We start from the raw sequence: 18,906 nt of genomic DNA on the forward strand, positions 1-18,906 counted from the left end.
ACATCATGCCTCCGCCGCCATCCGGCCCGACACCATAGGGGCCTTCCGCGGCGTCATACCCAGAAGCCGCATCCGGCGCAATGCGCGAATGCAGGCTTTCCGGATGGGAGACAGATGGTCGCGCAGCCATGCCGGCTGTAGGAGGACCCTCAGCCATCCGCAGGCGCACTTCGCCGCGCCATCGCGGTCCAGGCCGTCAGGAAGCGGTCCACCGCCTCGTCGTCGCTGGTCCAGCCCAGGCTGACGCGGATGGCGCTGGCGGCGGCTTGGTCGTCCTCGCCCATCGCCGCCAGCACATGGGACGGCTTCACCTTGCCGCTGGAACAGGCCGAACCGGCGCTGACCGCCACCCCGGCGAGGTCGAGCGTCATCACCTGGGTCTCTCCGGGCAGGCCGGGCAGCATCAGGCAGCAGGTGTTGGTGACGCGCGCCGCGCCGGCCCCCATCACGCGGGCGCGCGGCATGGCGGCCAGCGCCTCGCGCTCCAGCCGGTCGCGCAGGGTCGCGAGGTCGGCGGCGTCCGCCAGCCCGTCCAGCGCCAGACGCGCCGCGGCGCCGAAGCCGACGATGCCCAGCAGGTTCTCGGTGCCGGCGCGCTTGCGCCGCTCCTGTCCGCCGCCGCGGATCAGCGCATCGGGTTCCAGACCCTCGGCCAGGATCAGGGCGCCGACGCCGGTCGGACCGCCCAGCTTGTGGGCCGACAGCGTCATCAGGTCGGCGCCGAGGGCAGACAGCGACAGAGGCAGCCGTCCGGCCGCCTGCACCGCATCGCAATGGACCAGCGCGCCGTGGGCGTGCGCGATCCGGGCGGCGTCCGCCACCGGCTGGATCACCCCGGTCTCGTTGTTGACGAGCATCAGCGCGACCAGCGCCGGATCGGCCCCGTCGGTCAGCCGGCGTTCCAGATCCTCCAGGTCGGCGACGCCGTCGCGGGTCGCGCCGAAGCGCTCCGCGTCGGGCCGGGCGGCCAGCACCGACTCATGCTCGATGGCCGAGGTCACTACCCGGCGGCCGGCGAAGCCGCGCAGCGCGAAGTTGTTGGCCTCCGTCCCGCTGCCGGTGAACAGCACCTGCGCCGGCCTGACCCCGGCGAGCGCGGCCACGGCGGCGCGCGCCTCCTCCATTGCGCGCCGGGCGCTGCGGCCGAAGGCATGCACGGAGGACGGGTTGCCGACCAGATCCATCGCCTGACCCATCGCCGCCTTCACCTCCGGCTTCAGCGGAGCAGTGGCGTTGTGGTCGAGATAGACTCCGGTCCGCCGGAACGGGCTGACGGGCAGAATGGTCACTTTTCAGGCCTGCTCGCGTCCGGAAAGGGTCGTCTTCACTCGGCGGCGGCGACCGCGGCGCTGTCGGCGGCCGGGGCCGGGCGCAGCAGGTTCAGGCCGCTGGTGCCGATGATCCGCCGTTCCACCACGTCGGCCACGGTGACCGAGCTGAGATACATGTGGATCTGGTTGCCCAACTCCTCCCACAGATCGTGGGTCAGGCAGCGCGAGCGGTTGGTGCGGCAACCCTGCGGCGTGCCGTTGGCGCAGCGGGTGGTGCGGATCGGCTCGTCCACCGCCAGGATGATGTCGGACACCCGGGTGGCATCGGCCGGGTGGGCGAGCAGATAGCCGCCGCCGGGACCGCGCACGCTCTTGACCAGCCCGCCCTTGCGCAGCTTGGCGAACAGCTGCTCCAGGTAGGACAGCGAGATCTCCTGCCGTTCCGCGATGTCCGCCAGCGCGACCGGGCTGCCCTGGCTGGTGGCGGCCAGATCGACCATCGCCATCACGGCATAGCGTCCCTTGGTGCTGAGTCTCATCGCGGATCTCCTTGGGCTTCGTGCATCCCGACAGGGTGGGACGCCACCGCTTCCAGCGGTGTGGGTGTTGAACGGGGAAGTACGGTTGCAGCCGATGGCGGGTTCGCCGCCTCCAGCTCGCCGACACGGGCCTGCAGCGCCGTGACCTGATCGAGCAGGCCGGACAGCGCGCGGGCCACCGGATCGGGGATCTCGCCGCAAGGGGTGCCGTAGGGCATGAATTTGCGCGTTTCCGTCCGGTCGCGCGGGGCGACCGGCCTGGCCGGGATGCCGACGACCGCGGTGTCCGCCGGCACATCGGCCACCACGACGGCGTTGGCGCCGATCCGCGCGCCGCGCCCGATGGTGATGGCGCCCAGTATCTTGGCGCCGGCGCCGACGATCACGCCGTCGCTCAGCGTCGGATGGCGCTTGCCGGGATTGAGCGAGGTGCCGCCCAGCGTCACCCCGTGATAGAGCATGACGTCGTCGCCGATCTCCGCAGTTTCGCCGATCACGACGCCCATGCCGTGGTCGATGAAGAAGCGGCGGCCGATGGTTGCACCGGGATGGATTTCGATGCCCGTCAGCGAGCGGGCGATCTGCGAGACGAGGCGGGCGGTCAGGTGCCAGCCGGCGTCGCGGGCACGCCGGGCAAGGCGGTGGAGCACGATCGCATGAAATCCGGGGTAGCAGATCGCCACCTCCAGCCGGGACCGCGCCGCCGGGTCGCGCGCCATGATCCCGTCGATCTCTTCGCGAAGATGCTTGAACACGCCATCACCCGCCGTGGTATAGTCCGCCGCTCTCATCGGCCGCCCGCGCCCGGCTTCGGCCTGTCGGAACCTTGCGGTTCAGGACCTTCCGGTCCGGAACCATGCGGATCCGGCCGGCATGGACCCGGTCTTTCGGCCGGTCCCGCTAGCGCTGGGCCGATCGGGCGGGTCAGGCGGGTTGCCCCGGAGGACGTTACGACGCATATATGATGACCAAGCAAAACGGTCAAGAATTGTGTGCGAAAAACCCCACTCCAATGCGGGAAAATCCGTGACGGGCTCGTAAAGGCCCCGTGCGTCGGAGCGGCAGGCCGGATCATCTCCGGTTGGTCGCCTCAGACGGTCCCAACAACCCTTTGTCCGCGTCAGGAACGTCGTTCCCATGCCTGAAGTGCTCTTCAACGGTCCCGCCGGTCGCCTGGAAGGCCGTTACACCCACGGCAAGCAGCCGAACGCCCCGGTTGCGCTGCTGTTGCACCCGCACCCGCAGCACAATGGGACGATGAACAACAAGGTGGTCTTCACCCTGTTCCAGTCCTTCACCAAGCGCGGCTATTCGGCGCTCCGCTTCAACTTCCGTGGCGTCGGGCGCAGCCAGGGTACCTACGACAAGGGGGAGGGGGAACTGGCCGACGCCGCGGCGGCGCTGGACTGGCTGCAGACCTACAACCCGAATGCGCCGGTCTGCTGGATCGGTGGCGTGTCCTTCGGTGCCTGGATCGGCATGCAGCTGCTGATGCGCCGTCCGGAGATAGACGGCTTCGTCTCGGTCTCGCCGCCGGCCAACCTTTTCGACTTCTCCTTCCTGGCGCCGTGCCCGTCCTCGGGCCTGATCATCCACGGCGACAAGGACGAGGTGGTGCCCCAGGCCGCTGTGACCAAGCTGGTGACCAAGCTGTCGCACCAGAAGGACATCCGCATCGACCACCGCGTGGTCCCCGGCGCCAGCCACTTCTTCGTCAACCGCACCGACGATCTGGCGACGCAGGTCGACGACTATCTGGACAAGGCCCTGGGCAATCCCATCGCGGCGGTGGCGGAGTAAGTTACCCCCCCACCCCAACCCTCCCCCGCTGGGCGGGGGAGGGGAAAAGTGCTTGTTCGGAAAAGCGGCGGTAGTCCCTCCCCCACCCAGTGGGGGAGGATAGGTGGGGGTCTAACCTCCCCCTACGCCCTCACTGCTCGCAGCCCAGAACCCACACGTCGTAGATCGGGTTCTCCATCGCCGAGAGGGCGGGGCTGGAGGCGAACATCCAGCCGCTGAAGACCTGTTCCGCCTGCTCGCCGGGCTTGATCTCCGTGACCTCAAGAAAGGCGGCGGATTCCGGTGTTTCGATCGGCGGGTTCTCGCGGCAGGCGCGCAGGGTGATGCGCAGGCTGCTCATCGCCTTGGTCTCCCCCACCTTCATGGTGAAGGTGGAGGTGCGGGCGGTCACCTTGTCCAGCCATTGCAGCTTTGCCGCCGGCCGCTCCATCATCTGGCTCGGAACCGGGGCGGCCTGGACGGCCAGCGGGACCAGCACCGCCGCGGCACCCATCAGCCGGGCGGCCGGCCGGAAACATCTTGAGAGTCGCGTCACGTCGGATCGCTTCCGTTATTGCGGACGGCGCCCTTGCGGCCGGACCTGCCTGTCGGTATGGGCTCTGCCGGGGGCGCTCCGCCTTCTAGCCCGGAAGCGGGGGCAGCGTCCAGTGGCGGGGACGCCGGGATGGGTTGTTCGTGGCGGATGGTTCAGCGCCAGAGGGCTCAGCGCGTGACGCTGCTGCGCGACGCAGGGGCGCTGTAGGTGGAGCCGGTACCGCTCTGCGCTTCGTTCCGGTCTTCGATCTTCTGGGTGGCCGCACCGGCACCGGCGCCGGCCGCGGCGCCGACGACCGCACCCACCGGGCCGCCGACCACGGCGCCCGCGGCGGCACCGCCAAGTCCGCCGCTGGCGGATTTCTCTTCCATGTTGGCACCGCAGGCCGCGGTCGCCAGGGCCAGACCGAACACGGCCAAGTGGGAGAGACGCATCGCACTTCCTCCTGCTTCATGATCCGGCAGCGCCTGTCCGATGGCCGCCATCCGGATACAGGAGGAACGCTTGAGCGTGGCCGCTGGTTCCGGCCGCGTCCCTGCTTCGTATCGGAGCCTGGTGTCAGAGCTTCGGCGGCTGGGCCGGCGCCTGTGACGGCGCCTGGGAGGACTGGCCGCTGGACGAATCGCCCGGCTTGCTCATGCTCTGCAGCGAGAAGATGACCTGACCCAGCAATTGCTCCAGGCCCGGCGTGCTCTGCGTGAACTCGATCTTGCCGTTCGGCTTGATCATGTCGGGATCGCCGCCCGGTTCCAGGGACAGGAACTTGCCGCCCAGCAGGCTTTCCGACGCGATGACCGCCGCGGTGTCCTTCGGCAGCTTCACCGAATTGTCGACCGACAGGTGGACCACCGCCTGATAGCTGGTGGGGTCGAGAGACAGCCCGGTGACCGTGCCGACCTTCACGCCGCTGATACGGACGTCGGCGCCGCCCTGCAGGCCGGTGATGCTGGTGAAATTGGCGGTGATGTCATAGCCCTGCACCTTGCGCAGATCGGCGCTTTTGTAGGCGAAGGCAAGGAACACGGCGGCCACGGCGAGCACGACGCCGCCCAGCACGGTTTCGATCACATTCCGGCGCATAGAGCTATCCTGCTGCGAGTTCCAGAAACGAAACCCGGCCCGAAAGGGGCCGGGCTTTCCGCTCTGACGTGAGGGTCAGTCCTAGGCAGGGATCAGCTCGGAGTCCAGGGCTCGTAGTCGCCGGTGGCCGGCACGCGCTTGCCGCCGGCCAGCACATGGCCGGGGGGACGATAGGCCTGGACCGAGCCCGACATGTTGGGCAGATGTTCCTTCTGCCAGGGCTTGTGGAAGGCGCTCGACCCTTCGGGCAGCGGCTCCTTGGTGGTGTGGTGCAGCCAGCCGTGCCATTCCGGCGGGATCTTGGAGGCGTCGGGCTCACCGGCATACAGGACCCAGCGGCGCTCGCGCGTGCCGGCCTTGGTGTCCTTGCTGCGGTAATAGACGTTGCCGAAGCGGTCGCTGCCGACCTTGGCGCCCCGACGCCACGTGACGTAACGGATGTGGATGTTCGCCAGTTTGGTGAACAGGGAGATCGGCTCGCTCATCGTCGCTCACGAATTCCGGAGTCTGGCCCCGCGGACACGGGGCTGGTCGAATGCGGGCCGCACTATGACACCGCAAGGGACGCGCGTCCACCGTTGGTGAGGCCCAAGCTGCCCCGCAGGGTGGAAAGAGGCGCCTATTGCAGGCGGGTCGCGGCGATCTTGGCGGTGTCGACCGGGGTGGCGGTGCAGCCGCCCAGCGTCGGCCCGACCGGAAGCTCCCCGAAAGCGCCGAGCGCGCCCTCGGCCTTCAGCCGGCCGACGAATCCGGGCTCCGTCCCGCGGGCGACCCAGGCGAATCCGAGCCAGGTGGAGCGCACCGGCTCGCCCCCAGCCCGCACCATCGCCGCCAGCGCCTCCGCGTCGCTGGTGCCGGGGGAGAAGACCGCCAGCATCATGCCGTCGGTCGCGTCCGGCAGGGCGGCGCGTTGCAGCGACAGCCCCATCAGCGCCGCCCAGACCAGCAGAACGCCGCCGAACAGCGCCGCGGCAAGGCCGTGGCCGATGGGGAGCCCGGAAGGGGAGGGGGCGGGGCTGTTGCTCATGGGATTTACCTTACGCCTTCGCCTCGGCCGCCGCCAGCGACGGGGCGGGCTTCTCGGCGATCGGCCAGTGGACGATGGTCGCGAACATGGCCAGCGCCACGCCCAGCCACCAGACGACGTCGTAGGACCCCGTGCGCTCATACAGAACGCCGCCCAGCCAGACGCCCAGGAAGCCGCCGACCTGATGGCTGAAGAAGGCGAAGCCGTACAGCGTGCCCATGTAGCGGGTACCGAACATCAGCGCGACGAGGCCGGATGTCGGCGGCACGGTGGACAGCCACAGCAGGCCCATCACCGCGGCGTAGACGATCACCGTCACCGACGAGATCGGCAGCAGGATGAAGATCGCCGTGGCGATGCCGCGCGAGAAATAGTTGGCGCACAGCAGGTAGCGCTTGCTGACCTTGCCCGCCAGCACGCCGGACGCGTAGGAGCCGATGACGTTGAACAGGCCGATCAGCGCCAGCGCCCAGGCGGCGAGCGACGCGCTGATGCCGGCCTCGGTCAGGTAGGGCGGCAGATGGGTGGTGATGAAGGCCAGCTGGAAGCCGCAGACGAAGAAGCCGGCAACCAGCAGCACATAGCTGCGGTGTTGGAAGGCCTGCCGCACCGCGGCGATGTAGCCGATGTTGGCGCCGGTCACCGCCGGGGTGCCGCTCGCCGTCATGCCCTTCGGTCCCGGGAAGACGCCGGCCAGCAGCGGCACCGCGATCATCGACGCCGCCAGCAGAAGGAGGGCAGTCTGCCAGCCGAAGCCGGCGATGAAGGCCTGACCCATCGGCGCGAACAGGAACTGGCCCATCGACCCGGCCGCGGTGGCGATGCCGACCGACCAGCTGCGCTGTTCCGGCGGCAGCAGCCGGGTGAAGCCGGCGATGATGATGCCGAAGGAGGCGCCCGACAGCCCCAGCCCGATCAGCACGCCGGCCGTCAGGTACAGCTCGACGCTGGTGGTGGCATAGGGCATCAGCGCCAGCCCGGCGGCGTAGAGAACCCCGCCGCCGGCAAGCACTGGAGCCGGACCGTAGCGGTCGGTCAGCGCACCGGCGAAGGGGCCGCCGGCCCCCCACAGGATGTTCTGGATCGCCATCGCCAGCGCGAAGACGTCGCGGCCCCAGCCGCGGGTTTCAGAAAGCGGCCCGATGAACAGGCCCATGCTGGACCGCGGTCCGAAGGCCAGCATCGAGATCAGGCAGCCGCAGACGACGACGAGTGCTGGCGTCCTCCAGGAGGGCGCCGGTGCGGGGGTGGCGGTGGTCAAGGCGTCCTCCGGGGTCGGGTGCCGATGCGTGCCGATCCGGCGCAGCAGCGCGGAAGGGGAATACGCATCGTGGCGTTGTGTCGCCTCCGACGATAGGCAGGCATCAACAGTTCGGCAAATTCATAATCGGTAACCGGGTCATTCCGCGGCGGAATGCAGGAATGCGATCCGTTCCATCGCTTGGTTCACCGGCTGAGCGGCGGCCAACTCGCGCCGCAGCGCCTCCTCCAGCCGGTCGAACACCGGGGCGATGCGTCCGGTCGTCCGCGATTGGATCAGCCAGATGGTCACCGCCATCCGGAAACCGGGCAGATCGACCGGCCGGACCATGGCGGCACCGGGGATCGGCGCGATAAGGCCCATCGGCGCCAGCCCGAACCCGACGCCGCGCGCCACCAGCGACACCAGCAGGCTCTGGTCGTAGGCCTCCACCGTCACGTTCGGCTGCAGTCCCAGCGGCGCCAGCGCTTGGTGGAGCGCCTCGCGGTACCGGCAGCCGTTGGGCTGCAGCACCCATCCATGTTCGTTCATCGATGCCAGATCGGCGCCGACCGACCGGTCGGGAGAGGCGACGATGCTGACATCCTCGGTCCCGATCCGGCGGGCCGGCAGGTCGTCGGGCGGCGTCTGCTCCTCGCACATCAGGATCAGCCCGCCATCGAGCGTACCGGCGCGGACCTGCTCGATCAGCGGGTTGCTCCAGTCGGAATGCAGTCGCACCGTCAGGCCGGGAAAGCCGGCGCGCAGGTCGTCCAGCGGCCTTCCGGCGGCAAGCGCGGTCAGCACATGCGCGACGCCCAGCCTCAGCAACCCGCGCGGTTCCACGGATCCGGCGAAGGCGTCGGCGAAGTCGCTGGCCGCCGCCAGGATGCGCCGCGCATGGGCAAGCGCCAGCTCCCCGTCGCGGGTCAGCGCCAGCGGCTTGGTCTGCCGGTCGAACAGCACGACGCCCAGTTCCGCCTCCAGCCGCTGAATCAGCCGCGACACCGCCGACTGCGTCAGCCCCAGCCGGTTGCCGGCCTCCTGCACCGACTGCGCATCGGCCACGGCGATGAAGGTGCGGATTTCGTTGAGCTTCATGGGGAGACCTTAAAGTCCGGAGGGCCGGCAGAACGCGGCGATGCGTCTTCGCGTCTGGTGTGCCAGTGTCGGATCGCGTTACCGTCGGGTCAAGCCATCGATGGGGAGCCGATCATGTCCACTGTTCCGCCCGACCGTTCCAGCCGCGAATATCCCGACCGTCCCTGGGTAGGGGTGGGGGTGGTCGTTTGGCGCGGGGATAGGGTATTGCTGATCCGGCGGGGCAAGGCGCCGCGGCTGGGGCAATGGAGCCTGCCGGGCGGGGCGCAGTCGGTGGGCGAGACCGTGTTCGAGACGGCGATCCGCGAGGTGCGGGAGGAAACCGGACTGGAGGTGGTGCCGACCGGCATCGTCACCGTGGTGGACGCGATCACCCCCGATGCCGAGGGTCGCGTCCATTACCACTACACGCTGGTGGAGGTGGCGGCGGACAGTGCGGAGGGCGATCCGATTTGCGCCGACGATGCGCTGGAAGCCTGCTGGGCCACCGCCGACGAGGCCGGCGACCTGACGGAGTGGGACGAGACCCGGCGGGTCATCCTGATGTCGGCGGAACAGCGGAAGGCCCGCCCGGCTTCAGGCCGATGACGACGCTGCGTTCGGCCAGGAACTCCGCCACGCCATCGGCGGTCAGCGGGCGCGACAGCCAATAGCCCTGCAGCGTGTCGCAGCGGTAGGCCTGGAGGTACAGGCGCTGTTCGGCCGTCTCCACCCCCTCCGCCACCACACCGAGGTCGAGGGCGTGGGCAAGCGCCACCACCGCCTGGACGATGGCGGCGGCGTCGCGGTCCTCCACCATCGCCTGGACGAACTGCTTGTCGATCTTCAGCGCTTCCACCGGCACCCGCCGCAGGGTGGCGAGCGACGACCAGCCCGTGCCGAAATCGTCCAGCACCATCCGGATCCCGGCGCCGCGCAGCTGCAGCAGGGCCTCCCGCGCGTCGGCGGTCTGGCTGAACATCGCGGTTTCGGTCAATTCCAGCTTCAGGTTTGCGGCGGGCAGGCCGGTTTCGCCCAGGATACCCAGCACCTTCAGCACAAGACCCGGATCGTCGAGCTGACGGGCCGACAGGTTCACCGACACCGGAACGTCGACGATACCGGCGCGGAGCCAGCCGGCCGCCGCCGCGCAGGCGGCGCGCAGGGTCCATTCGCCCAGCAGGTGGATCGCCTCGCCCTGTTCGGCCATCGGCACGAAGACGTCCGGGGGCAGCATGGTGCCGTCGGACAGGCGCCAGCGCGACAGCGCCTCGAACCCGGTCAGGCGGTTGGTGAAGACGTCGGCCTGCGGCTGGAAGACCAGCGACAGCTCCTGCCGATCGATGGCATCGCGGACCCGCTCGACGAATCCCGCGTCGGATGTCCCCGGCGTTTCGGGCCCGTTCGACGTCGCGTGCGTGTTCGCCACCGTCCGCTCCATTCCGCCAACCTTTGCCGGTCGCTGCCCGGCTCTCCCTGGCATAACAACCACAGCAATGGTTTGTTAACCATGTCGCGAAAGAGCTTGACGAATTTTATATGGTTACGAAAGAGTTAACGTTGCTGGGTTGGTGACAAGAAAGAGGCTAAGCGGAGACCTCACCGCTCCCCATCATTGGGACAGACAATCACCCATGGGGTGCCTCATGCTTGAGTCGGCTGGGCAGCAGCTCCCCCGATTGATCGAGCACCGGGTAGGCGGCGGCGACCAGATGGGCGTTGATGCGGCGCAGGTCGCGCAGGATATCCAGATGCAGGGCGCTGGTTTCCACGCTTTCGGTCCGTCCGGCACGCAGCCGGGCGAAATGCGCCTCCGTCGCGCTGGTTTCCAGATCGCGGATGACCTCCTTCTCGCGCATCAGTGCGCGGGCGGAACGGATGTCGCCGGACACGAAGACGGCGGCGGCCAGCCGCTGGGTCTCACTCAGCCGTTCCAGCATGCCGGCGATCTCAGCCGCGCCTTCGGTGGAGAAGCGCAGCCTGCGCCGGATCTTCTTCGACGCGGCCTCCATCAGGTTGCGGTCGACGATGTCGCCGACATGTTCGAGGTTGATGGTGAAGGTCAGCACGTCGGACACCCGACGGGCGTCGCGTTCGTCCAGATCCTCGACGTTGATCTGGGTGAGGTAGCGCTTGATCGTGTCGTGCAACCGGTCGAGCACGTCGTCCATCCTGCGGATCTCCTGCACCCGCTTGCGGTCGTCGGTCTGGAGCACGTCCAGCGCGCCGCGCAGCATGCTGTCCACCGTGTCGGCCATCCGCAACGCCTCGCGTGAGGCGTTGGCGATGGCGAGATGGGGAATGCGCAGGGCGCTGCGGTCGAGATAGAGCGGCATCGCCGGATCGGCGACCGCCACCCGCTCCGGGAAAAGCCGGGTCAGGGCCCGCGCGAACCAGGGCAGCGGGCCGATGAACAGCGCGGCCATCGCCAGATTGAAGGCGAGATGGAAGTTGGCGGCCAGCCGGGTGGCATCCGGCGACACCATCTGCAACCCGGCGGTGATCGGCCCCAGCAGCGGCACGACGATCAGGCAGCCGACGAGGCGGTTGACCAGGTTGCCCACCGGCAGGCGCCGGGCCGCCGGGTTTTGGCCGTCGCCGCCCGGTCCCTCGATGATCGGATTGATCGCGCTGCCCAGGTTGGCGCCGGCCACCATGGCGACGGCGGCCTCGGGCGCGATCACCCCGCCGCCGGCCAGCGAGGCGATCAACAGGATCGCGGCGACGCTGGAATGGGCGGCCCAGGACAGGATGGCGGCCAGCAGCACCGCCACCACCGGATCGGCGGTCAGCATGCCCAGCATCCGCTGCAGCATCGGCGCGTTCTCCGCCGGGGCGATGGTTGCCAGCAGCAGGTGCAGCGACAGCAGCATCAGGCCCAGCCCGATGGCGACCCGGCCCAGGTCGCGGCTGCGCGTCCGGCTGCCGCGGCGGAAGGCGAGGAAGCCGCCCAGCAGCAGCACCGGCGCCACATGGGAAACGTCGAAGGCCAAAACCTGGACGATCAGGGTGGAACCGACATTGGCACCCAGCATCACCGCCAGCGCCGGCATCAGCGACACCAGCCCGTTGGCGGTGAAGCCGGTCGCCATCAGGCCGGTTGCGGTGCTGCTCTGCAGCAGCATGGTGATGCCCATGCCGGACAGGAAGGCGGTCCAGCGGTTGCGCAGCCCGGCGCCCAGGATGCGGCGCAGATCGCCGCCCAGCGCGCGGGTCAGCCCGCTCTGCACCATGTGCAGCCCCCACAGGAGCAGCACGACATTCCCGGCCAGTTCCAGCAGCACCCGTGTCGCCTGCATCGCACCCCCTCTGTCGGATCGGGGATGCGATCAGGCGGCACCCCTAACTGAAGGGTGGGGTGCGCTGATTGTTACGACAATATGACAGTTGGGTGACGGCGGAGGTGGAATGGGGGCCGTTACGCCCCCGTCCCCTCAAACCCCGTCTGATCAGACGTTGAAGCGGAAGTGGAAGATGTCGCCGTCCTGGACGACGTATTCCTTGCCTTCCTGGCGCATCTTGCCGGCGTCCTTCGCCCCCTGCTCGCCGCCCAGCGTGACATAGCTGGTGTAGTCGATGGTTTCGGCGCGGATGAAGCCGCGTTCGAAGTCGGTGTGGATGACGCCCGCCGCTTCCGGGGCCTTGGCGTTGCGGCGCACGGTCCAGGCGCGCGTCTCCTTGGGGCCGACGGTGAAGAAGGTGATCAGGTCCAGCAGCTTGAAGCCGGCGCGGATCAGCTTGTTCAGGCCGGTTTCCTCCAGCCCCATCGATTCCAGGAACTCCGCCTTCTCGGCCGGGTCGGTCAGCTGGGCGACCTCGGACTCGATGGCGGCGGAGATGACGACGACTTCGGCATTCTCGGCCTTGGCCTTTTCGGCGACCTTGGCGGAGAAGCTGTTGCCGGTGGCGGCGGACGCCTCCTCCACGTTGCAGACATAGAGCACCGGCTTGGCGGTCAGCAGCATGAACTGCTTGAACACCGGCCGCTCCTCGTCCGAAACCTCGACCACGCGGGCCGGCTTGCCGTCCTGCAGCACCTTCAGGGCGCGCTCCATCAGGTCGGCCTTGATCTTGCTGTCCTTGTCGCCGCCCTTGGCCTTCTTTTGCAGGCTGGTCAACTGGCGTTCCAGGCTTTCCATGTCGGCGAGCATCAGCTCGGTCTCGACCACCTCGGCGTCGCGCAGCGGGTCGACGTTGCCCTCGACATGGGTGATGTCGTCGTCTTCGAAGCAGCGCAGCACATGGACGATGGCGTCGACCTCGCGGATGTTGGCGAGGAACTGGTTACCCAGCCCTTCACCCTTCGACGCGCCGCGGATCAGGCCGGCGATGTCCACGAACTCCAGCTGGGTCGGGACGACCTTCTGCGACTTGGCGATCTCCGCCAGCTTGTCCTGCCGCGGGTCGGGCACGCTGACGCGGCCGACGTTCGGCTCCTTGGTGCAGAAGGGGAAATTCGCCGCCTCCGCCGCCTGGGTGGCGGTCAGCGCGTTGAAGAGGGTCGACTTGCCGACGTTCGGCAGGCCGACGATGCCGCAATTGAAGCCCATGGGTGGGTGCTCGCCGTCGGAAATGCTGGAATTGTTGCGCTTTATCCTACGAAGGGGGGCAAAGCGCAAACGCGAAGTGGGGGAGGGGACGGGCAGGCCGCGGCTTATCGCGCCTGCGTCGCCACCGTCACCTTGTTCATGAAAAGCTCCGGCTGGCCCTCTACCATCAGGGGGAGGTTGTCGGAGACGGCGTCGAGCAGCGGGTCGATCCAGCCCTGGTCGGCCTTGGCGAAGTCGTGCAGGACGTAGCCGCTGACCAGATCCTTGTTGCCGGGATGGCCGATGCCCAGCCGGATGCGCCAGTATTCCTTGCCGATATGCGCGTCGATGGAGCGCAGTCCGTTGTGCCCGCCATGGCCGCCGCCCTTCTTCACCCGGATCTTGCCGGGGGGCAGGTCCAGCTCGTCATGGATGACGACGACGTTCTCGGGCTTCAGCTTGTAGAACTGCAGGGCCGCCACCACCGACTGGCCGGACAGGTTCATGAAGGTGGCGGGCTCCAGCGCCAGCACCTTGTCGCCGGCGACGGTGCCTTCGGCGGTCTGGCCCTGGAAGCGCTTCTTCCACGGGGTGAAGCGATGGCGTTGGGCGATGGTCTCCACCGCCATGAAGCCGATGTTGTGGCGGTTGCGGGCATACTCGTTGCCGGGGTTGCCCAATCCGACCAGAAGCAGCATGTCCCTCACCCTTTGGAAAGCACTCTCCACAAACGAAGCGGGGGGCCGAAGCCCCCCACTGTACCCATCGTCGAAGAACGGACGCTCCGGATTAGGAAGCGGCGCCCTCTTCCGACTTCAGGCCCGACGGCGCAACGATGGTCGCGATGGTGAAATCGCGGTCGGTGATCGTCGAGGTCACACCCTCCGGCAGCTTGACCGAGGAGATGTGGATCGAGTCGCCGACGTCGAAGCCCTCGCACGAGATGGTGATGTGCTCGGGGATGCTGTCGGCCGGGCAGCTCAGCTCCAGCTCATGACGGACGATGTTCAGAACACCGCCGCGCTTCAGGCCAGCCGACTTGTCCTGGTCGGCGAACTCGACCGGAACCTGCACGTTGATGCGGGTGTCGGACGAAACGCGCAGGAAGTCGACATGCAGCGGGACGTCGGTCACCGGGTGGAACTGCACGTCGCGCGGCAGGACGCGATGCGCGGCGCCGTCGACGGTCACTTCGAACAGGTGGGTGAAGAAGCCCGGCTGATGCAGGACGCGGGTGAACTCGAACTTCTCGAGCGAAATGGTAACAGGAGCCTGCTTACCACCGTAGATGACGGCCGGAATGCGGCCGTCACGGCGGGTCTGGCGGGCGGTCCCCTTGCCGGCCCGTTCGCGCGTCTCAGCGCCGAGCGGAATGATCTTGGTCATGACGATGCTCCAAAACGAAAAGGGCGCCGGCCTCCAGGGGTGCCGACGCGTGCGCGGCGTGCTTACGGCAATCGGGGGGCTGCGTCAAGGGGCGTGGCGGGATTTCGCAGGAACCGGCGGCGGATGGAACGTTTGAAACGGCATGAAACAGGTTTTGCGCCCCTGTTCAGTTGTTCACTTCACAAGGGCGCGACTTGACCCGTCCATTCTGGCACGGGCGGCGGGGCGGCTAAGCATCCGATGAAAAGCGGCGCTCAATGCCGCCGCAGGCTGCGGTAGGCGGCAAAGGCGGCGACCGCGGCGCCGGCCACCAGCACGGGAGAGACCCAGGCGGGCGGCGGGGTGTAGAAGCCGCCGGTGATGTCCCGGCCCCTCTCCACCGGCTGGAACAGGTTGCCGTCGCTGTGCGGCGCCGGGGGCTGGCGGTCGAAATGGCGGTGGGCGCCATAGCCCGCCACCGCCTCCACCAGCCGCGGCGCCACGGCGTGGCCGAGGCGGGCCAGCGGCGTCAGCGCTCCGACCATGGCCTTGGCGCGCGGACGGCGGGCGACCGCCACCATCGTCGCCGCCACGTCCTCGGGATCGTCGTAGATCGGGCCTTCCGGCGACAGTTCGTGCCCGGTGTAGTTGGCGCCGTGCATCATGCCGGGCGTGTCGGTGAAAGCGGGATAGACGCCGCAGACATGCAGGTCCGGGCTGTCGACCAGCTCCGCCCGCAGGCTTTCCAGCATCCCGTCCAGACCGTATTTGCTGGCCGCATAGGCGGCGGCATAGGGGGCGGGGGCGAAGGCGCCGACAGAAACGGTGGCGATGAAGGTGCCGTGGCCCTGGCGGCGGAAGAGGGGCAGCACCGCATGGGCGCCGTGGAGCGGTCCCAGCAGGTTGGTTTCGATCACCCGGCGGTGCGCCTCGACTGGAGTATCCTCGAAGCGGCCGACCGCGCCGACACCGGCATTGGCGATCCAGATGTCGATGGAGCCGAATTCCTGCACCGTCCGCTCGGCGAGGCGCTTCACCGCGTCGGCATCGGTGACGTCGGTGGGGATGACGATGGCGCTGGCGCCAAGGTTGCGGCAGTCCTCCGCCACCTCCTCCAGCAGTTCCTCCCGCCGGGCGGCCAGCGCCAGCCGGGCGCCTTCGCGTGCAAAGGCCAGCGCGGTGGCCCGCCCGATCCCGCTCGATGCTCCGGCCACCACGACGGCGGCGCCTTGCAGATCCCGCATCTTTTCTCCCCCCGGCTTGCGCTGTATCGACAGCCTCAACAGGGGGCGGCGGCGGTTGTCGCGGCGCTATTGGTGGCCTTTACAGACCGGCGGGCGCCGGGCGGGTGTCGGCGGTGCGGGTGGCGACCTGGTCGACCAGGGGCTGCAGCGCAGGAGCGAGGCTCTTCAACAGCTGGGCCGGCAGGGCGCTGGTGAAGCGGTAGTCGTCGGCCTCCGGCCCCTGGACGAAGGCAGTCATGGTGCCGAAGAAACGGTCGCCGATGTAGAAGACGAAGGTGGCGGTGCGGGCCACCGCCTTCGATTCCAGCAGCACGCCGCCCGGACCCCAGCGCTCCAGCCGGTGGTCGCCGGTGCCGGTCTTGCCTCCCATCGGGACCGCGGCGCCGGACGGATCCTTGAAGGAACCCCAGACCCGCTTGGCGGTGCCGTTCTGCGCCACGTCCATCAAGGCGCGGCGCAGGGTGGCGCAGACCTCCGGATGCAGAACCCGCTCGCCCTTCAGCGGCCCCAGCCCCAGCTTCGTCTCGTATGGCGTGCCGGCGGCGAAATGCAGTGAGCGGATGCGCACGGTGGGCTGGCGCACCCCATCGTTCAGGATCAGGCCCATCAGCTCCGCCAGCGCCGCTGGACGGTCGGCGGAACTGCCGATGGAGGTCGCCAGCGACGGCACCAGCGTGTCGAAGGGATAGCCGACGCTGCGCCACTGGGCGGTGATGCGCTTGAACGCCTCCTCCTCCAGCCCGATGCGGATGCGGGTGTTCTGGGCCGCCATGCCCTTCTTGAACAGCCAGCGGTAGCTTTCCTGGCGTTGATCGGCGCTGGCGGCGAGGATCTCGGCCCGCGTGGCGTTCGGATTGTTCTGGAGATGGGCGACCAGCCACAGCTCCAGCGGATGGACGCGGGCGAGATAGCCGAGGTCGTTCAGCGGGAAGCGGTCCGGCCCGTATTTGGCGTAGAGCGCCGACAGCTCGCCGTCGGACAGCGTCTTGTCCGGCAGCCGGGCGCGCAGGAAGGCGGAAAACTCGGCAAGCCCGGCCTTGGGCCGCACGGTGCGGAAGACCACTGCCAGCCGGTAGGGCACCGGTCGCGAGCGGGTCGCCAGCCGGGCCAGCGCCTCGTCGGGCGTGCGCTTGCGGTAGTCGTTGTAGAAGCGGTTGAGGAAGTCCGAGCCCTCGCGGTCGGCGAAGCGGGCCAGATAGGCCTGACGGGCGGGGTGGTCGGGCGTGCGCAGAATTTCGGCGCCGTCGTCGGCACCTTCGTCCATGTAGAACTGAACGATGTCGCGCATCAGCCGGATGAAGGGCAGGTTGACGCTGCTGCGCAACGCTTCCTGTATGGTCAGGATGCGGCCGTTGTCGTCCTTGTTGAAGTTCACGAAGCTGTGCTGGCCGCCGCCGGTGAAGAACACCTCGCCTGGGCTTGCGGAATAGCGCCGCTCCATCGCCGCATCCAGCATGGCCGGCAGGCGCCGGTCCGGCGCGGTCGTCAACCAGGAGGCCGCCCAGCGCGTCAGGTTGTCCGACGCCTCGTCCTGCACGTCGGCCAGGAAATCCTTCGGCAGATGGGCATAGCGGCTGTGCAGCTCCGCCACGATCTGCAGGTAGGTGACCAGTGTGCGCAGCTTGGCGGTGGAGCCGAGGTCGAGCTTGGCGCCTTCATTGATGTCCAGCGGCTGGTCGAGGTTGTCGGCCTGGACGCGCAGATAGTTGGCCTCGGGGCCGCGTTCGTACAGGGTGATCGAATAGACCAGCTTGGACAGGTCGTTGTTGCGGGCGTCGAGCAGCCGCTCGCCGGTCAGCCCCAGCGTGCGGGCATAGTCTGGATCGTTCAGCTTGCCCAGCACCTCGACCACGCGGGCCTGCGTTTCCGCATCCAGGGTCGATTGCGCCGTCAGGTCGAGCCGGTCGAGTTGGTAGAGGCTCTGCACCCCCAGCATGCCGAGCAGCCGGGCGCGGACGGCGTTGGTGGCCTTCTGTTCGATGAAGGAGGTGGCGGGGGGCGACGGCGCCTCCTCGCGGAAGGTCAGCCGGATGGCGAGCGCGGCGTCGCGCAGCGCCTGGTCGATGACGCCGGCCTGGGCCAGCGCCCGCAGATGGGCGTCGGCCAGCCGGTCGAGCGCCACGCGGTCCTGGATCAGGTAATAGGACGGCCGCCGCTGGGCCAGCAGCAGAGCCAGAACCTGCTTGTAGGCCAGCGCCTTCAGACGCAGGGCGCGCGGCTCGGAAGCGGGTTCGGCCAGCACGCGCTTGGCGATCGACAGGTCGGTGCCGAACCAGGCCCACAGCCCGTCGCCCAGCCCGTTCACCTCGCCGAAGCCCTGCCGCGCCGTCAGCGGCGTGGAGTTCAGGTAGTCGACCAGGACGCGCCGCCGCGCCTCGGTGGTGTCCTCACCGTCGCGATAGGCGCGGACGCTGGCCGACGCCATCTGGCGCAGCTTCTCCACGCTGCCGGTGGTCTGGCCGTCCGGCGAATGGCGGTACTTCTCGATCTGGGTGGCGAGCGTCGATCCGCCGGGGGAGCGCTGGCCCGGCCGGATCACCTGCAAGGGCAGCATCGCCACCGCGGCACCGAAGCGGTCCCACTCCACCGCCGGATTGCGGCGCGGCTCGTCCTCGTTCAGAAGCTCGCGGTTCTCGATGAACAGCAGGGTGTCGGCGACCAGCGCCGGCACATCCTCGAAGCCCTCGAACACCCGCTCGGGGAAGCGCGCGGCGTACATCGGCACGCCGTTGCGGTCGAGCAGGGTCAGGCCGGCCTGGGTCTTTTCCCGGTAGATCGGAAAGCCGCCGCCGGCCATGAAGCGGTCGAGCGCCGGGGACAGCACCGCCTGCTGCTCGACCGCGTAGATGTCGCGGGTCAGCGTGTCGAGATAGCCGGGCAGGGCGGTGTAGCCGAGGCGTTCGTTATAGGGACCATGCGCGGGATAGCGTGCCGCCGGGTTGGGGCCTTCGCGCAAGGACACGGTCATCGACTGGGCGACGCCGGACAGCAGCCGCGCCTGGAGCCGCGACGTTTCCATCTCGCGCCATCCGGCATAGCCGGCCGCGGCGACGGTGGTCGTCAATGCGACCCCGATCACCGCCCGCCGCGCCCAGCGCCCCGCCTGCACCCACGCCTTTGCCATACCGGATGCGTGTCCCCTGCCGCCCGACCCACATGATCGGTGTAGGTCGGAACGGTAGGGGATTCATGGTTA

At 68.7% G+C, this 18,906-nt stretch carries 19 protein-coding genes; 2 read left to right on the forward strand and 17 right to left on the reverse strand.

From position 1 onward, the window contains the following. Nucleotides 1–149: 149 nt before the first annotated feature. Genes J2Y49_RS04570 through epsC form a run of 3 tightly spaced genes read right to left on the reverse strand, consistent with a single transcriptional unit; the run spans nt 150 to nt 2,601 of the window. Nucleotides 150–1,289 carry a cysteine desulfurase family protein gene (locus tag J2Y49_RS04570; protein ID WP_310112752.1) on the reverse strand — a complete coding sequence of 380 codons (1,140 nt, stop codon included), beginning with the start codon at nt 1,287–1,289 and terminating at the stop codon, nt 150–152. Nucleotides 1,290–1,324: 35 nt separating this feature from the next. Then, nucleotides 1,325–1,810, reverse strand: coding sequence for an Rrf2 family transcriptional regulator (locus tag J2Y49_RS04575; RefSeq protein ID WP_014248224.1), 486 nt, complete (start codon nt 1,808–1,810; stop codon nt 1,325–1,327). Continuing rightward, the gene (epsC, locus tag J2Y49_RS04580) at nt 1,807–2,601 is read right to left on the reverse strand and encodes a serine O-acetyltransferase EpsC (protein ID WP_310112754.1); all 795 of its coding nucleotides are present in this window, start codon (nt 2,599–2,601) and stop codon (nt 1,807–1,809) included. The genes J2Y49_RS04575 and epsC overlap by 4 nt, the downstream gene beginning before the upstream one ends. 346 nt (nt 2,602–2,947) lie before the next feature. Here epsC and J2Y49_RS04585 point away from each other — a divergent pair, with 346 nt between their 5' ends. Beyond that, nucleotides 2,948–3,610, forward strand: coding sequence for an alpha/beta hydrolase (locus tag J2Y49_RS04585; RefSeq protein WP_149222034.1), 663 nt, complete (start codon nt 2,948–2,950; stop codon nt 3,608–3,610). A gap of 130 nt (nt 3,611–3,740) precedes the next feature. Here the strand turns inward: J2Y49_RS04585 and J2Y49_RS04590 are convergent, their stop codons facing one another. The 7 genes from J2Y49_RS04590 to J2Y49_RS04620 form a co-directional block, all read right to left on the reverse strand. Beyond that, nucleotides 3,741–4,145: a DUF2155 domain-containing protein gene (locus J2Y49_RS04590; protein WP_310112755.1), complete on the reverse strand. Its 405-nt coding sequence runs from the start codon at nt 4,143–4,145 to the stop codon at nt 3,741–3,743. Nucleotides 4,146–4,312: 167 nt separating this feature from the next. Then, nucleotides 4,313–4,579: a hypothetical protein gene (locus tag J2Y49_RS04595; RefSeq protein ID WP_310112756.1), complete on the reverse strand. Its 267-nt coding sequence runs from the start codon at nt 4,577–4,579 to the stop codon at nt 4,313–4,315. A gap of 124 nt (nt 4,580–4,703) precedes the next feature. Next, nucleotides 4,704–5,225 (reverse strand): outer membrane lipid asymmetry maintenance protein MlaD, encoded by a 522-nt coding sequence (gene mlaD, locus J2Y49_RS04600; RefSeq protein WP_310112757.1) that lies wholly within the window; start codon nt 5,223–5,225, stop codon nt 4,704–4,706. Between the two features lie 92 nt (nt 5,226–5,317). Further along, nucleotides 5,318–5,710, reverse strand: a complete 393-nt coding sequence (locus J2Y49_RS04605) for an NADH:ubiquinone oxidoreductase subunit NDUFA12 (RefSeq protein WP_310112758.1) — start codon at nt 5,708–5,710, stop codon at nt 5,318–5,320. A 134-nt stretch (nt 5,711–5,844) separates the two neighbouring features. Then, a complete protein-coding gene (locus tag J2Y49_RS04610) occupies nt 5,845–6,252 on the reverse strand; it encodes a hypothetical protein (RefSeq protein WP_310112759.1) in 408 nt (135 codons plus the stop codon). Nucleotides 6,253–6,262: 10 nt separating this feature from the next. Then, nucleotides 6,263–7,513, reverse strand: coding sequence for an MFS transporter (locus J2Y49_RS04615; protein WP_310112761.1), 1,251 nt, complete (start codon nt 7,511–7,513; stop codon nt 6,263–6,265). A gap of 138 nt (nt 7,514–7,651) precedes the next feature. Further along, nucleotides 7,652–8,593: a LysR family transcriptional regulator gene (locus tag J2Y49_RS04620; protein ID WP_310112763.1), complete on the reverse strand. Its 942-nt coding sequence runs from the start codon at nt 8,591–8,593 to the stop codon at nt 7,652–7,654. Between the two features lie 114 nt (nt 8,594–8,707). On the opposite strand from J2Y49_RS04620, the gene J2Y49_RS04625 reads away from it, so the two are divergent. Further along, nucleotides 8,708–9,181 (forward strand): NUDIX hydrolase, encoded by a 474-nt coding sequence (locus J2Y49_RS04625; protein ID WP_310112765.1) that lies wholly within the window; start codon nt 8,708–8,710, stop codon nt 9,179–9,181. Here the strand turns inward: J2Y49_RS04625 and J2Y49_RS04630 are convergent. The 7 genes from J2Y49_RS04630 to J2Y49_RS04660 all read right to left on the reverse strand — a co-directional run bounded on the left by J2Y49_RS04630 (nt 9,129) and on the right by J2Y49_RS04660 (nt 18,834). Further along, nucleotides 9,129–10,001 (reverse strand): EAL domain-containing protein, encoded by an 873-nt coding sequence (locus J2Y49_RS04630; protein ID WP_310112766.1) that lies wholly within the window; start codon nt 9,999–10,001, stop codon nt 9,129–9,131. The two genes, J2Y49_RS04625 and J2Y49_RS04630, sit on opposite strands and share 53 nt — an antisense overlap. Before the next feature lie 199 nt (nt 10,002–10,200). Continuing rightward, nucleotides 10,201–11,871, reverse strand: coding sequence for a Na/Pi cotransporter family protein (locus J2Y49_RS04635; RefSeq protein ID WP_310112767.1), 1,671 nt, complete (start codon nt 11,869–11,871; stop codon nt 10,201–10,203). Between the two features lie 150 nt (nt 11,872–12,021). Continuing rightward, nucleotides 12,022–13,122, reverse strand: coding sequence for a redox-regulated ATPase YchF (gene ychF / locus J2Y49_RS04640; RefSeq protein WP_310112768.1), 1,101 nt, complete (start codon nt 13,120–13,122; stop codon nt 12,022–12,024). A gap of 104 nt (nt 13,123–13,226) precedes the next feature. Continuing rightward, complete coding sequence (gene pth, locus J2Y49_RS04645; protein ID WP_310112770.1) at nt 13,227–13,799, reverse strand: aminoacyl-tRNA hydrolase; 573 nt, start codon at nt 13,797–13,799, stop codon at nt 13,227–13,229. Nucleotides 13,800–13,890: 91 nt separating this feature from the next. After that, a complete protein-coding gene (locus J2Y49_RS04650) occupies nt 13,891–14,487 on the reverse strand; it encodes a 50S ribosomal protein L25/general stress protein Ctc (protein ID WP_310112771.1) in 597 nt (198 codons plus the stop codon). Nucleotides 14,488–14,741: 254 nt separating this feature from the next. Then, complete coding sequence (locus tag J2Y49_RS04655) at nt 14,742–15,710, reverse strand: SDR family oxidoreductase (RefSeq protein WP_310112773.1); 969 nt, start codon at nt 15,708–15,710, stop codon at nt 14,742–14,744. Between the two features lie 79 nt (nt 15,711–15,789). Further along, nucleotides 15,790–18,834 (reverse strand): transglycosylase domain-containing protein, encoded by a 3,045-nt coding sequence (locus tag J2Y49_RS04660; RefSeq protein ID WP_310112775.1) that lies wholly within the window; start codon nt 18,832–18,834, stop codon nt 15,790–15,792. Nucleotides 18,835–18,906 lie beyond the last annotated feature (72 nt).

The sequence above is a fragment of the Azospirillum sp. BE72 genome, from assembly GCF_031455875.1.
In the GTDB taxonomy this organism is placed as follows: domain Bacteria; phylum Pseudomonadota; class Alphaproteobacteria; order Azospirillales; family Azospirillaceae; genus Azospirillum.

Excerpts from the sequence above, each read along its gene's own strand:
- J2Y49_RS04660 (WP_310112775.1), bottom strand. The coding sequence starts at position 18,834 with ATGGCAAAGGCGTGGGTGCAGGCGGGGCGCTGGGCGCGGCGGGCGGTG.
- J2Y49_RS04585 (WP_149222034.1), top strand. The coding sequence starts at position 2,948 with ATGCCTGAAGTGCTCTTCAACGGTCCCGCCGGTCGCCTGGAAGGCCGT.
- ychF (WP_310112768.1), bottom strand. The coding sequence starts at position 13,122 with ATGGGCTTCAATTGCGGCATCGTCGGCCTGCCGAACGTCGGCAAGTCG.
- J2Y49_RS04635 (WP_310112767.1), bottom strand. The coding sequence starts at position 11,871 with ATGCAGGCGACACGGGTGCTGCTGGAACTGGCCGGGAATGTCGTGCTG.
- J2Y49_RS04575 (WP_014248224.1), bottom strand. The coding sequence starts at position 1,810 with ATGAGACTCAGCACCAAGGGACGCTATGCCGTGATGGCGATGGTCGAT.
- J2Y49_RS04620 (WP_310112763.1), bottom strand. The coding sequence starts at position 8,593 with ATGAAGCTCAACGAAATCCGCACCTTCATCGCCGTGGCCGATGCGCAG.
- J2Y49_RS04605 (WP_310112758.1), bottom strand. The coding sequence starts at position 5,710 with ATGAGCGAGCCGATCTCCCTGTTCACCAAACTGGCGAACATCCACATC.
- J2Y49_RS04625 (WP_310112765.1), top strand. The coding sequence starts at position 8,708 with ATGTCCACTGTTCCGCCCGACCGTTCCAGCCGCGAATATCCCGACCGT.
- J2Y49_RS04595 (WP_310112756.1), bottom strand. The coding sequence starts at position 4,579 with ATGCGTCTCTCCCACTTGGCCGTGTTCGGTCTGGCCCTGGCGACCGCG.
- mlaD (WP_310112757.1), bottom strand. The coding sequence starts at position 5,225 with ATGCGCCGGAATGTGATCGAAACCGTGCTGGGCGGCGTCGTGCTCGCC.
- pth (WP_310112770.1), bottom strand. The coding sequence starts at position 13,799 with ATGCTGCTTCTGGTCGGATTGGGCAACCCCGGCAACGAGTATGCCCGC.
- epsC (WP_310112754.1), bottom strand. The coding sequence starts at position 2,601 with ATGAGAGCGGCGGACTATACCACGGCGGGTGATGGCGTGTTCAAGCAT.
- J2Y49_RS04650 (WP_310112771.1), bottom strand. The coding sequence starts at position 14,487 with ATGACCAAGATCATTCCGCTCGGCGCTGAGACGCGCGAACGGGCCGGC.
- J2Y49_RS04655 (WP_310112773.1), bottom strand. The coding sequence starts at position 15,710 with ATGCGGGATCTGCAAGGCGCCGCCGTCGTGGTGGCCGGAGCATCGAGC.
- J2Y49_RS04610 (WP_310112759.1), bottom strand. The coding sequence starts at position 6,252 with ATGAGCAACAGCCCCGCCCCCTCCCCTTCCGGGCTCCCCATCGGCCAC.